Here is an 11,687-nt window from a genome sequence, read left to right as displayed (position 1 = left end):
CGTCACCCTTGGGCTTGTCCCAAGGGTGACGGTCTTTGGAACGGCGCAAACGACTCTTATGACCCGCAGCGTTTCCACTCGCTGATATCCCAGTGGAAGCTCTTGGCATGCGCCGCATCGGCATTGGGACTGAGCACCACCGCGAAGAAGCGGCAGGCCTCGCGGCTGACGCCGCGCAGATACTGGCCCTCCGGGCCGCGGGCGCGGAAATGATCCGCCACCGAAATGCGCCGTCCGTCGGCCAGCACGAAACCCCAGATGTCGATGGCGCGGCCATGACCGTGTTCGCTGATGCGGCTGCCGTTGCCGGTCATGCGTTTGCAGGTGAAGGCGCCGGCATGGTTGATCTGCTTCAGCGGCTGGCCGAAGACGCGCTGTGCTTCGGGCAGCAGCACGTCTTTCTCGAACTGCATCAGGCGCAGCGCCAGCGGGCAGGTCATCTCGGCCGGTCGTACCAGATCGACACTGGTACTGATCAGCCGCACGCCGTTCTGCAGCGTGCAGCCATCCTTGCCCGGCTCGGCCTGGGCGATCAGTTCGAATTTCGCGCCGGTGGCGACCAGATCGTTGAGGCAGGCGGCCTGGATGATGTCGCGGCCGATCCATTGCGAACTGGCCGGCGGCTGCGTCGGCGCGGGCAGCGGCGCGGCCTGGCGCTGGCGTGGCGCGCAGGCCGCCGCCAGCAACAGCAATGCCGCGACTGCGGCTATTCTGAAACCGGCAGCCACAGCACCTCCTCGATCCGCGCCGCGCCGGCCAGCAGCATGACCAGGCGATCGACGCCCAGCGCGATGCCGGCGCAATCGGGCAGGCCATGTTCGAGTGCGGCGAGGAAATCCTCGTCGACCGGATAGTCGTAGCCGTAGAGCTGCCGTTTCAGCGCCATATCGGCCTGGAAACGGCGGCGCTGCTCGGCCGCATCGGTGAGTTCGGAAAAGGCATTGGCCAGTTCCATGCCGCAGGCATAAAGCTCGAACCGCTCGGCCAGATGCGGCGCGGCCCCTTCTCTTTCCGGCTTTTTCGGCCGGCTCAATGCGGCCTGGTGGATCGGGTAGTCGTGCAGGATGCAGGGTGCATCAAGACCGAGATGGGGCTCGACCCGCTCCAGCGCCGTGCGGAAATACAGATCGTCCCAGCTGTCGCCGTCGTCCACGCGGATGCCGATCGCCGTGCAGGCGGCACGCATGGCGGCCAGATCGGGCCGCTGCGGATCGGCGCCGATGCAGGCCGCCAGATCCAGCTGCGCATGGCGCGCGAAAGCCTGATGCACGGTGAGATACTGCCAGGGCAGCGTGATATCCGCGGTGTGACCCTGCCAGGTGAGCGTGCTGCGGCCGGTGGCGGCGGCAACGGCCTGCAGCAGGATTTCGCAATCCTGCATGATGCCGCGGTAATCCGCGCCGGACCGGTACCATTCCAGCATCAGGAAAGCGGGATGATGGGTGGCGGCGCGTTCGCCGTTGCGGAAGACCGGCGCGAGCTGGAACAGCCGGGGCTCGCCGGCCGCCAGCAGTTTCTTCATGGCGAATTCCGGCGAGGTATGCAGGTAGAGCGGCCGGGTGCTGCCGTCGGGGTTTTCCAGACTGGTGGCAAAGGCCTTCAGATGCGGTTCCAGCCCGGGCGAGACCTGCAGCGCCGGGGTTTCGACCTCGACAAAGCCGAGCCCGGCAAAGCCGGAGCGCAGCGCCGCCAGCACCGCCTGGCGCAGCAAAAGGTTGGGCCGGCGGCGGGCATAAAGCGCGGGATGCCACCAGGGCGTGGGGCCGGATTGTCCGGAAGCCGTCATTTGCGTGACTTTTCGCGCCGACTCGGGTTGAGAAGGGAGTCCCAACCTGATAGTTTCCGCGCGGTTTTTTAGCAAGCGGGTCCTGCGAAGGGGCCCGCTGTTCGTTTCCGGAGATACGCTTCCATGCCCAAGGTAAATGCCAACCAGCTCCGCAAGGGCAATGTGGTCGAGATCAACGGCAAGCTGCTTGCCGTGATCACCGCGCAGAACATCCAGCCCGGCAAGGGCACGCCGGTGATGCAGCTCGACCTGCGCGACCTGTCGTCCGGCATCAAGACCACGGAGCGCTACCGCACCACCGAGTCGGTCGAGCGCGTGTTCATCGACACCCGCGACTTCAGCTACCTGTTCGCCGAAGGCGACATGTACACCTTCATGGACAAAGAGAACTACGAGCAGATCGCCGTGCCGGCCGAAGTGGTGGGCGAGCAGGCGGTGTGGCTGCAGGAAGGCATGGAAGTCGAGATCGCGCTGTATGACGGCAAGCCGGTCTCGGTCACCCTGCCGCAGACCGTGATCATGGCGATCACCGAGACCGAGCCGACCGTGAAGGGCCAGACCGCGTCTTCCTCCTACAAGCCGGCCATCGTCGAGAACGGCCAGCGCGTGATGGTGCCGCCGCATGTCTCGTCGGGCGTGCGCATCGTCATCAACATCCAGGAAGGCGCCACCTATATGGAACGCGCCAAGGACTGAGCCGCCATCCGGCACGCCTGAAACAGACCCGCCGCAGCGATGCGGCGGGTTTTTTCATGCCCGGATCACGACGCCAGAGTCACAGCGGCTCCAGCGGGCCGAAGAAACCGGTGATGCGCTGCAGCCGCCCGCCCTCGCCGAGCTGACAGAAATCGATGCCCTCGCGCATCGCGCTGCCATCGGCGGCCAGCCGCACGAAGGCGAAACGCAGCAGGCCGTGATGGCTGTCGATGGCGCTGGTCCGCCGGATGATGCTGCCGGGGAATTTTTCCAGCAGGCTGCCGATATGCGCCACCAGGGTGGCGCGGTCGAGATCCTGCACCAGCGGATCGCTGTAGCGGCACTCCGCCGTCCAGGCCACGCGCAGCAGGCGGTTGCGTTCGCCGGCCTCGGCGGCATTCCAGGCCGCGCAATAGGTATCGATCACGTCATCCAGTGCCATCATGGCCGCCTCCCGGATTTTGCCGGCAGTCTAGCAAACTGTGACGGACGGCACAGGCCCGTTTCGGCGCCCCGCCGCCTGTGACCGGGCGCACAGCGCCGCTTCGCTGGTGCGGGTTACATCGCCCCACCCCAGCAGTCCAAGACCCGTTCCACCCGTCTCGCACCAACCATTCACATCCGCCGGCCCGCATGTTGCGCGGGCGGCGGCAGACAGAGGGAGTGATGCGTCATGTCATGCCCAGAAGAACTGCGTACCCTCGAAGCATTCTGGCATCTGAAGCGCGGCGACCGCGCCCTGCCCAGCCGCTGCGATTTCACGCCGATGGATCTGCGGCCCTGGCTCGGCAATATCGGCGTCATCACGGTGGAGCATGGTGGCGGCGAGACGCGCTTCCGCGTCGTGCTGTCAGGCACCCGGCTCGACGACTATCGCGGCCACAGCATCACCGGGCTGTATATCGACGAAGTGCCCTACAATGTCTGCGGCACCACGACGTATTTCAAAGCCTGCGTGGAACAGCGCGCACCGATGTATTTCCTGCATGACAATTCGCCCAACAGCGCGATCTACACGGAGATGGGCAAACTGCTGCTGCCGCTGAGCGAAAACGGCGTCACGGTCGACCGCATCCTGGTGGCGATCTATCCGCTGCCAGCCAGCCAGCGGGTCGCGGCCTAGGTCTTCTTCAATCCGGACAGGGCGCGCCGGCGCGCAGCCAGGCCGCCACCGCCGCCACCAGCGCCGCGCGGTCCATCGCCGGCTGGCTGCGGCCGACTCCCGGTGCCCAGGCCCAGCCGATCAGCGGGTCTTCGGCAAAATGCCTGCCGAGCGCTTCGGGCTGCAACCCGCCATTGCGCTGCGGATCGCGCAAATCACGGCACAGATCGCCGGCTGGCCGGTTGCGGAACACCGCCTGACCGGCCTTCGGCATATGCCAGTCCGGCGCGCCGGGTGCCGATACCGTGTTGCGATCCTTGTGACAGCTCGCGCAGGTCAGCCGGGCAACGCCCCTGCCCGCGTCGCCGCGCTGCACCGCCGGCTGATGCGGCCGGCCGTCGCGCTGCAGCGGCGCTGCGGTATCGGTGTGGCAGTTGCTGCAGCGCGGATGCTGCGTCACCGCGAAGACCGGCTCGAACAGACCGGCCTGGGCCCGCGCGGCGTTCATGGCGGGCGTCGCCATCGCGCAAGCGGCAAACAGCAGGGCGGCAGAAAGCCTAGTCATCCCTGGAGGCAGGTTTCGCTCCCGCGGCCAGCTGGCTGTCGAACGCCGCACGCAGGGCTGCGACGCGCTGCTCATGCCGGATCGCCCATTCCCACACGCCGCAGAGCGCCTCGGCCAGTTCGATGCCGATCGGGGTCAGTTCGTAATCCACCCGCGGCGGCACCTCGGCATAGACGCGGCGCGCCACCACGCCGTCGCGTTCCAGCTGGCGCAATGTCTGCGTCAGCATCTTCTGGCTGATGCCCTGCAGGCTTTCGCGCAGGCGGGAGAAGCGCAGGGCGCCGCGCTCGTAGAGCTCGTCCATCACGCGCATGCTCCACTTGTCACCGAAGCGCACCAGCAGATCGCGCACCAGATCCTCGGCTTCCTTGCTGATCACGCACGGCGCGGCGCAGGCGGCCGGACTGCCCGCACGCAAGGCCGGCTGGATCGCTTCGGGCCTGGCGGTGTCGATGGTTTCCGGCAGGTGCCTATCGGTCGACATAAGTGCCTTATTGCTGATCGAAACCGGGGTTTTATATGATTGCGTCATGCAGATAGATAATCGCAGGATCGCCGGCAAGGCCACAGTTTTCTGCCGACTTTCATACCGATTGCTGTCAGCAGTCACACATCGTCGAAAAGAATCCGCAGCGGGCATCCGTCCGCGTGAGGTATACTGACCGCGCTGACCAGCCGGGGCCGCCCGAACGCCCCATGATGTTTCTTTTTCAATCTGCGGACCGCTTTCCTGCCCAGGAGAGGCGTCCGGCTTCGTCATCACAGCCCCCTTCTTCATCGCCCCAGTGGAGGATCCCCTTATGGCTATCAAATTCACCCTGAACGGAAAGCCCGTCAGCCTGGATGTCGATCCCGACATGCCGCTGCTCTGGGCGGTGCGCGACGAGATCGGCCTGACCGGCAGCAAATTCGGCTGCGGCATGGCGCAATGCGGCGCCTGCACCATGCATGTGGAAGGCCAGCCGGTGCGCGCCTGCTCCACGCCGCTGTCGGCCATCGAGGGCCAGAAAGTCACCACCATCGAGGGCCTCGGCGGCAAGGTGGCGCAGGCGGTGCAGGCCGCCTGGGTCAAGCATGAAGTGGCGCAATGCGGCTACTGCCAGTCCGGCCAGATCATGTCGGCCGTGGCTTTGCTGAGCGACAACAAGAAGCCGTCAGACGCCGAGATCGACGAGGCGATGCAGGGCAACATCTGCCGCTGCGCGACTTACGTACGCATCCGCGCCGCCATCCACGATGCCGCCAAGACCGTGAGGGCCTAAGCCATGACCGATCAGAGCTCGATCAAACTTCCCGAAGCCTCGCGTCGCCGCTTTTTACAAGGCGCTGGCGCGACTTCCCTTGGCCTTGTCGTCGGCTTCCACTGGCTGCCGCGCACTGCGCTGGCGCAGGCGAAAGCGGCCGGCGAACCGCAGATGATGAATGCCTTCATCCGCATCGCGCCCGACAACACCGTCACCGTGCTGTCCAAGCATCTGGAGATGGGCCAGGGCGTCTATACCGGCCTGAGCACCATCGTCGCCGAGGAACTGGACGCCGACTGGAGCCAGATGCGCGCCGAGGGCGCCCCGGCCGATGCCAAGACCTATGCCAACCTGGCCTTCGGCATGCAGGGCACCGGCGGCAGCACGGCGATCGCCAATTCCTACGACCAGCTGCGCAAGGCCGGCGCCACCGCGCGGGCCATGCTGGTGGCCGCCGCCGCCGAGCAGTGGAAAGTGCCGGCGCAGGACATCACCGTGTCGAAGGGCGTGGTGAGCCATGCCGGCAGCGGCCGGAAGGCCAGCTTCGGCCAGCTCGCCGCAAAAGCCGCGACGATGACCCCGCCGGCCGAGGTGCCGCTGAAGGACCCGGCCAAGTTCGTCTATATCGGCAAGAAGGTGGCCCGGATCGACAGCCGCGCCAAAGGCAACGGCACCGCGCAATACACCATCGACGTCAAGCTGCCCGGCATGCTGACGGCGCTGTTGCAGCGCGCGCCGCAGTTCGGTGCCACGGTGAAAAGCTTCGATGCCGGCAAGGCGAAAGCCGTGCCCGGCGTGGTGGACGTGGTGCAGATCTCCAACGGCGTGGCGGTGGTGGCGAAGAACTTCTGGTCCGCCAAGCTGGGCCGCGAGGCGCTGACGGTGGAATGGGATGACGCGGCCGCCGAGAAGCGCGGCTCCGACCAGATTCTCGCCGAGTACAAGGAACTGGCCAAAAAGCCGGGCCTGCCGGCGCGCAAGGAGGGCAATGTCGACGAGGCCTTTGCCAAGGCCGCGAAGATCATCGAGGCGAGCTACGACTTCCCCTATCTGGCCCATGCCCCGATGGAGCCGCTGGATGTGGTGGTGAAGCTCGATACCCAGGGTGCGGACATCCGGGGCTGCGAAATCTGGGCCGGCGACCAGTTCCAGACGCCCGACCAGATGAATGCCGCCCGCGTGCTGGGGCTGAAGCCGGAGCAGGTGAAGATCAACACGCTGTTCGCCGGCGGCAGCTTCGGCCGTCGCGCCACGACGATGTCGGACTACATCGTGGAAGGCGCCGAGATCGCCAAGGCGATCGGCGCCAAGGAGGGTACCCGGGGCGCACCGGTCAAGCTGATGTGGACGCGCGAGGACGATATCCAGGGCGGCCGCTATCGCCCGATGTATCACCACGTGCTGAAAGCCGGCGTCGACGCCCAGGGCAACATCACCGCCTGGCAGCATCGCATCGTCGGCCAGTCGATCATCGCCGGCACGCCGTTCGAGCAGGTCATGGTCAAGGACGGCATCGATGCCACCTCGGTGGAGGGCGCCGCCAACCTGCCCTATGCCATCCCCAACATGAGCGTCGAGCTGCACACCACCAGGACCGGCGTGACCGTGCTGTGGTGGCGTTCGGTCGGCAGCACGCATACCGCCTTTGCCACCGAGGTGTTCCTCGACGAGATCGCGGCGGCGACCGGCCAGGATCCGGTGGCGCTGCGGCGCAAGCTGCTGACCAGGCATCCGCGCCATCTCGGCGTGCTGAACCTGGCGGCGGAAAAGGCCGGCTGGGGCAAGCCGCTGCCGGCCGGCAGGCTGCGCGGTATCGCGGTGCACGAATCCTTCTCCTCCTATGTCGCCGAAGTGGCCGAGGTGTCGCTCAAGCCCGATGGCAGCTGGAAGGTGGAGAAGATCGTCGCCGCCGTGGATTGCGGCCAGCCGATCAATCCCGACATCATCCGCGCCCAGGTGGAAAGCGGCATCGGCTTCGGCCTGTCGGCCACCATCAAGCCCGGCATCTCGCTGAGCAACGGCACGGTCGAACAGTCGAACTTCCACGACTACGAGGTGCTGCGCATCCACGAGATGCCGCAGGTGGAGGTGCATATCGTGCCGTCGCGGGAAAAGCCGACCGGCATCGGCGAGCCCGGCACGCCGCCGGTGGCGCCCGCCGTGGCCAATGCGCTGATGAGCGGCACCAAGCAGGTCTATCGCGCCCTGCCGCTGCCGGCGACGGCGACGAAGTCGGCCTGAGCGAACGTCCGAACAGAGCCGCCGCCGGGCAACCGGCGGCGGCTTTTTCATGCGGCGCTAAAACGCAGACGGTCGCGCCAGCCCAACTGATGGGAACGCTCCCGGACTACCCCTTTTGGCAGTACAGAAGGGCCAGATACGGCGGGCGGTTCTCGTGCGGTTCGCCGCCGCCGGTTGGCTCGGTGGGCGGTGCAGTTTCGCCTGGCCCCCAGCTACGGTTATACGGCCCCTTCGTGGCTCCACCTGAATAAGGATTGGCGCCCAAGTCCAGCGTCGCCATTGAATGGGTATGGCTGGGAATTTCTGCGACGCTGAGTGTATGTCGCGCCTCGCCACCCGTGCCACCGAGCGAATAGTTGTCCGGACCCAATGTGCCAACACCGACAATGAACCGCCCGGCGCTATCGTTCAGTGCCGTCCAGCCGCTCGGACAGCTTGCGAGATTGAATGCCATGACCGATCCGGCCGGAGTGCCGCCAAAGTTGAAGGTTCTGTTTTCGGTTTTGAGTTGCGTCAGAGATTTGCTCTGACATTGCCCCCACCAGTCGGGCGAGGCACCAATGTGGCTGTTATAGCTGCCGTCAAGATTGAAATACAAAACGGAATTGCTGATGCCGACATAGTTTGAGTAGGTGATCACGCTCCCCATTTCGGTGAGGTAGTAGAGTTGGCTTTTGCCGGCGCTGTTACCAGTGCAATACAGCCCGTCAGGGTATGTTCCCGTGACTTGGGCGCGCGCCGCGGATAAGGGCGCCAAGGCCGCGATTGCAAAAAAGGCCACAGCCAATTTCATTATAATCTCCCGTTTTAAGAGTGAAATTCTTCATAATTAGCATCTTTAAGTAAATCAATATTAATCTTGTTTAAATCGCCCTTCGGTTAAACGCGGTGGCAATTCTTACCGGGACCCACAACGAAAACACCTGGTCCGTATCATGCGCCTCATCAGCTGAACGCTGGCAGGCGCATCGCCGCGCGAATCCCAAGCGACCATTTGGCACTGCTGAAGCCACACTCATATTCTGGCGGATTGTTCGATTGCGCCGCCGCTGAACCGCAATCCGGCACGCCGGCGCCACAACAGTGCCGCGCACAGCCCGCCGCAGAGCGACAGCGGCAGCATGGCGAGATAGCCGAAGCCGCCGTATGCCGCGAACAGCGGCCCGACCGCCAGGGTGCCCGCCGCCAGCAGGGCGGAATTCGCCGCCGTATACAGGCTCTGCGCCGTGGCCGAGGCATCGGCGTCGACGCCATCAGCCAGCAGCCGCATGGCGCCGAGATGGGCGCAGCCGAAGGTGGCCGCGTGCAGCGCGTTCAGCGCCACCAGCACGGTGAAATCGCCGGTGACCGCCGTCATGCTCCAGCGGATCATGCCGCCCGCAGCGGCGAGCAGCAGCAGGCCGACGCCGCCGACGCGCTGTGCCACGCGCTGGCCGAGCGCGAACAGGATCACCTCGGCCAGCACGCCCTCGGCCCAGAGGAAACCGATCTGCGCATCGCTCAGGCCCTGGCTGCGCCAGTGCAGGGTGCCGAAGGTGTAGAACATGGCATGCGTGGCCTGCAGGCAGGCATTGGCGCCGAGGAAGGCGAGGAACAGCGGATTGCGCAGCAGGCGCAAAGCCGGCGCTCCGACCATGCGCGGACGGTTGAGCGGCAGGCGCAGATCGGGCAGCAGATGGCTGCAGAGCGCCAGCAGCAGCAGGGCGGTAAAGATCAGGATGTAGATCCAGGAATCATCCCGGCCCTTGAGCCACAGGCCGGCAAGATAGGCGGAGACCAGAAAGCTGAGCGAGCCCCAGAGCCGCAGCCGGCCGTATTGCAGATTGTACCGCGCACTGGCCAGCAGCGTGATGTTTTCGCTGAACGGCACGATCGGTGCCCAGGCGGTGGTATGCAGCAGCCAGACGGCGAGGATCGCCCAGAACCCCTCGACCGACCCGAGCAGGGCGTAAAACGCCAGGCTGAACCAGGCGCAGAGCATGACGGCCTCGCGACGCCGGCCATTGCGGTCCACCACCTGCGCCGCCAGCGGCCCGACAAACAGCCGCAGCAGGATGCCCGACGACAGGATCAGCGAAATCTCGGTGGGCGACATGCCGCGCGACTGCAGCCAGACCGAAAAGAAGGGCAGGTGAACGCCGGCGACCGAAAACAGGGCGGCCAGATGCAGGCTGATGCGCCAGGCGATGCTGCGGGGGGCGTCTGGCGAGGCCTCGCCGCGGGATGGGCCGCTCATGAAATGCTCCGGCTGCCTGCGAATCGGGCAGACTAAAATTGTCTACAATTTTACCGCGGCCGTGGTTACAATTCTTTTATGTGCGGCGCACACAGAGGGGCGGCGCTGCAGTTTCGAACGGCAATCCGACAGGGTTTCGGCAGGGGGACAAGATCGCATCATGCAGGCGATGACAAGGGGATGCGGCCGAAAGGCTGCAACAGGGCGTGCCACGCGCGGGGGGTATCGGTGATGCAGGGCCCGGCTTTCGTCAAGATCAACGGTGTCAGCCTGACCTATCGCCAGGCCGAGGAAGAGACCCTCGCCGTGCAGGACCTCAACATCGATATCCAGGAAGGCGAATTCGTCGCCGTGGTGGGGCCGTCCGGCTGCGGCAAGTCGACCCTGATGAAACTGGTGACCGGCCTGCTGAACTGCACCGGCGGCAGCATCACCATCGGCGGCAAGCCGGTGAACGGCCCGATCCAGGGCGTCGGCATGGCCTTCCAGAATTCTACCCTGCTGCCCTGGCGCACCACGCTGGACAACGTGATGTTGCCGCTGGAGATCGTCGAGCCGCACAAGCGCCGCCTGCGCAGGGAAAAGCAGGCCTATATCGCGCAGGCCATGGCCCTGCTCAAGACCGTCGGCCTGGCCGATTTCGCCGACAAATTCCCCTGGCAGCTGTCGGGCGGCATGCAGCAGCGCGCCAATGTCTGCCGCTCGATCATCCACGAGCCGCGCCTGCTGATGCTGGACGAGCCCTTCGGCGCGCTGGATGCCTTCACCCGCGAGGAATTGTGGGGCGTGATGCAGAAGCTGTGGATGGAGCGGCGCTTCACCGCCATCCTGATCACCCATGACCTGCGCGAGGCCACCTATCTGGCCGACCGCGTCTTCGTGATGAGCAAGCGGCCGGGCCGGATCATCCTGAGCAAGGAGATCGACATTCCGCGACCGCGCACGCTGGACACGACGTTTGAGCCGCATTTCGGCTCGATCGTGCATGAGCTGCGCGAGCATATCCATTCGGTGAGGGAATCGTGATGAACGAGAAAAACCTCATCCGGGCGATGCCCTGGATGGTCACCATCGGACTCTTCATCCTGTGGGAAGCCGTCTGCGTCATCACCCGCGTCGAAACCTTCATCCTGCCGCGCCCCAGCGTGGTGTTCGAGGCGATGGTGAAATTCGCCCCGCAGATCACCCATCACGCGCTGCAGACCCTGATGACCACCACGGCGGGCTTCGCGCTCGGCGTGGTCGGCGGCGGCCTGCTCGGCATCTTCATCGGCGCCTCGCGGCTGGTCTATGTCGGGCTTTATCCCGTGCTGGTCGGCTTCAACTCGATCCCCAAGGTGGCGCTGGTGCCGGTGCTGGTGATCTGGTTCGGCATCGGCACGGTGCCGGCGATCATCACCGCCTTCGTGATTTCCTTCTTCCCCATCGTGGTCAATGTCGCCACCGGGCTCGCCACCATCGAGCCTGAGCTGCGCGACGTGCTGCGCTCGCTGGGCGCGACCAAGACGGAAATCCTCACCAAGATCGGCCTGCCGCGCGCCATGCCCTATCTGTTCGCGTCGCTGAAAATCGCCATTACGCTGGCTTTCGTCGGCTCGGTGATCGCGGAAACCGTGGCCTCCAACGAGGGTATCGGATACCTGATGCTGTCGGCGTCTTCGAGCTATAATGTGCCGCTGGTCTTCGCCGGCCTGATCGTGGTCGCCGCCATGGGCGTGGTGATGTATGCGGTGGCGGTGTGGTTCGAGCGGCGCATGACCGGCTGGGCCTTCCGCGGCAGCGACCTGATGAGCTGAGCGCGGCAGTATCCGCGAGGG

Annotated in this window: 13 protein-coding genes; 6 read left to right on the top strand and 7 right to left on the bottom strand. The window is 65.4% G+C overall.

Going from position 1 to position 11,687, the window contains the following annotated elements; genetic code table 11:
• Positions 1–56 precede the first annotated feature (56 nt).
• Together OJJ21_RS23270 and epmA are read right to left on the bottom strand one after the other, a co-directional pair.
• A complete protein-coding gene (locus OJJ21_RS23270) occupies positions 57–728 on the bottom strand; it encodes an extensin family protein (protein ID WP_297690343.1) in 672 nt (223 codons plus the stop codon).
• A complete protein-coding gene (gene epmA, locus OJJ21_RS23265; protein WP_297690342.1) occupies positions 707–1,786 on the bottom strand; it encodes an EF-P lysine aminoacylase EpmA in 1,080 nt (359 codons plus the stop codon). The genes OJJ21_RS23270 and epmA overlap by 22 nt, the downstream gene beginning before the upstream one ends.
• 123 nt (positions 1,787–1,909) lie before the next feature.
• On the opposite strand from epmA, the gene efp reads away from it, so the two are divergent.
• Positions 1,910–2,482 (top strand): elongation factor P, encoded by a 573-nt coding sequence (gene efp / locus OJJ21_RS23260; RefSeq protein ID WP_297690341.1) that lies wholly within the window; start codon positions 1,910–1,912, stop codon positions 2,480–2,482.
• A gap of 79 nt (positions 2,483–2,561) precedes the next feature.
• On the opposite strand, the gene OJJ21_RS23255 is transcribed toward efp, so the two are convergent.
• On the bottom strand, positions 2,562–2,927 hold the full coding sequence (locus OJJ21_RS23255; protein WP_297690340.1) for a hypothetical protein: 366 nt from the start codon (positions 2,925–2,927) through the stop codon (positions 2,562–2,564).
• 228 nt (positions 2,928–3,155) lie between these two features.
• Between OJJ21_RS23255 and OJJ21_RS23250 the strand changes: the two genes are divergently transcribed.
• A complete protein-coding gene (locus OJJ21_RS23250) occupies positions 3,156–3,605 on the top strand; it encodes a PAS domain-containing protein (RefSeq protein WP_297690339.1) in 450 nt (149 codons plus the stop codon).
• A 7-nt stretch (positions 3,606–3,612) separates the two neighbouring features.
• On the opposite strand, the gene OJJ21_RS23245 is transcribed toward OJJ21_RS23250, so the two are convergent.
• Both OJJ21_RS23245 and OJJ21_RS23240 read right to left on the bottom strand, forming a co-directional pair.
• Positions 3,613–4,092 carry a hypothetical protein gene (locus tag OJJ21_RS23245; RefSeq protein ID WP_297690338.1) on the bottom strand — a complete coding sequence of 160 codons (480 nt, stop codon included), beginning with the start codon at positions 4,090–4,092 and terminating at the stop codon, positions 3,613–3,615.
• 49 nt (positions 4,093–4,141) lie between these two features.
• Complete coding sequence (locus OJJ21_RS23240) at positions 4,142–4,633, bottom strand: helix-turn-helix domain-containing protein (RefSeq protein WP_297690337.1); 492 nt, start codon at positions 4,631–4,633, stop codon at positions 4,142–4,144.
• 316 nt (positions 4,634–4,949) lie between these two features.
• Between OJJ21_RS23240 and OJJ21_RS23235 the strand changes: the two genes are divergently transcribed.
• Together OJJ21_RS23235 and OJJ21_RS23230 are read left to right on the top strand one after the other, a co-directional pair.
• Positions 4,950–5,411: a (2Fe-2S)-binding protein gene (locus OJJ21_RS23235; protein WP_297690336.1), complete on the top strand. Its 462-nt coding sequence runs from the start codon at positions 4,950–4,952 to the stop codon at positions 5,409–5,411.
• A gap of 3 nt (positions 5,412–5,414) precedes the next feature.
• On the top strand, positions 5,415–7,634 hold the full coding sequence (locus OJJ21_RS23230) for a xanthine dehydrogenase family protein molybdopterin-binding subunit (protein WP_297690335.1): 2,220 nt from the start codon (positions 5,415–5,417) through the stop codon (positions 7,632–7,634).
• Positions 7,635–7,740: 106 nt separating this feature from the next.
• On the opposite strand, the gene OJJ21_RS23225 is transcribed toward OJJ21_RS23230, so the two are convergent.
• Together OJJ21_RS23225 and OJJ21_RS23220 are read right to left on the bottom strand one after the other, a co-directional pair.
• Positions 7,741–8,427 carry a hypothetical protein gene (locus OJJ21_RS23225; RefSeq protein ID WP_297690334.1) on the bottom strand — a complete coding sequence of 229 codons (687 nt, stop codon included), beginning with the start codon at positions 8,425–8,427 and terminating at the stop codon, positions 7,741–7,743.
• 222 nt (positions 8,428–8,649) lie between these two features.
• Positions 8,650–9,870 carry an MFS transporter gene (locus OJJ21_RS23220; RefSeq protein WP_297690333.1) on the bottom strand — a complete coding sequence of 407 codons (1,221 nt, stop codon included), beginning with the start codon at positions 9,868–9,870 and terminating at the stop codon, positions 8,650–8,652.
• 231 nt (positions 9,871–10,101) lie between these two features.
• Between OJJ21_RS23220 and OJJ21_RS23215 the strand changes: the two genes are divergently transcribed.
• Together OJJ21_RS23215 and OJJ21_RS23210 are read left to right on the top strand one after the other, a co-directional pair.
• Positions 10,102–10,896, top strand: coding sequence for an ABC transporter ATP-binding protein (locus tag OJJ21_RS23215; protein ID WP_297690332.1), 795 nt, complete (start codon positions 10,102–10,104; stop codon positions 10,894–10,896).
• The gene (locus OJJ21_RS23210; RefSeq protein ID WP_297690331.1) at positions 10,896–11,666 is read left to right on the top strand and encodes an ABC transporter permease; all 771 of its coding nucleotides are present in this window, start codon (positions 10,896–10,898) and stop codon (positions 11,664–11,666) included. The genes OJJ21_RS23215 and OJJ21_RS23210 overlap by 1 nt, the downstream gene beginning before the upstream one ends.
• Positions 11,667–11,687: the final 21 nt, after the last annotated feature.

The organism is Ferrovibrio sp. (genome assembly GCF_025869515.1).
Lineage (GTDB): Bacteria > Pseudomonadota > Alphaproteobacteria > Ferrovibrionales > Ferrovibrionaceae > Ferrovibrio.
Note: the sequence above shows the minus strand (reverse complement) of the source record. Positions and strands in the feature narration are given on the sequence as shown.

Excerpts from the sequence above, each read along its gene's own strand:
- epmA (WP_297690342.1), bottom strand. The coding sequence starts at position 1,786 with ATGACGGCTTCCGGACAATCCGGCCCCACGCCCTGGTGGCATCCCGCG.
- efp (WP_297690341.1), top strand. The coding sequence starts at position 1,910 with ATGCCCAAGGTAAATGCCAACCAGCTCCGCAAGGGCAATGTGGTCGAG.
- OJJ21_RS23255 (WP_297690340.1), bottom strand. The coding sequence starts at position 2,927 with ATGATGGCACTGGATGACGTGATCGATACCTATTGCGCGGCCTGGAAT.
- OJJ21_RS23250 (WP_297690339.1), top strand. The coding sequence starts at position 3,156 with ATGTCATGCCCAGAAGAACTGCGTACCCTCGAAGCATTCTGGCATCTG.
- OJJ21_RS23245 (WP_297690338.1), bottom strand. The coding sequence starts at position 4,092 with ATGAACGCCGCGCGGGCCCAGGCCGGTCTGTTCGAGCCGGTCTTCGCG.
- OJJ21_RS23240 (WP_297690337.1), bottom strand. The coding sequence starts at position 4,633 with ATGTCGACCGATAGGCACCTGCCGGAAACCATCGACACCGCCAGGCCC.
- OJJ21_RS23235 (WP_297690336.1), top strand. The coding sequence starts at position 4,950 with ATGGCTATCAAATTCACCCTGAACGGAAAGCCCGTCAGCCTGGATGTC.
- OJJ21_RS23230 (WP_297690335.1), top strand. The coding sequence starts at position 5,415 with ATGACCGATCAGAGCTCGATCAAACTTCCCGAAGCCTCGCGTCGCCGC.
- OJJ21_RS23225 (WP_297690334.1), bottom strand. The coding sequence starts at position 8,427 with ATGAAATTGGCTGTGGCCTTTTTTGCAATCGCGGCCTTGGCGCCCTTA.
- OJJ21_RS23220 (WP_297690333.1), bottom strand. The coding sequence starts at position 9,870 with ATGAGCGGCCCATCCCGCGGCGAGGCCTCGCCAGACGCCCCCCGCAGC.
- OJJ21_RS23215 (WP_297690332.1), top strand. The coding sequence starts at position 10,102 with ATGCAGGGCCCGGCTTTCGTCAAGATCAACGGTGTCAGCCTGACCTAT.
- OJJ21_RS23210 (WP_297690331.1), top strand. The coding sequence starts at position 10,896 with ATGAACGAGAAAAACCTCATCCGGGCGATGCCCTGGATGGTCACCATC.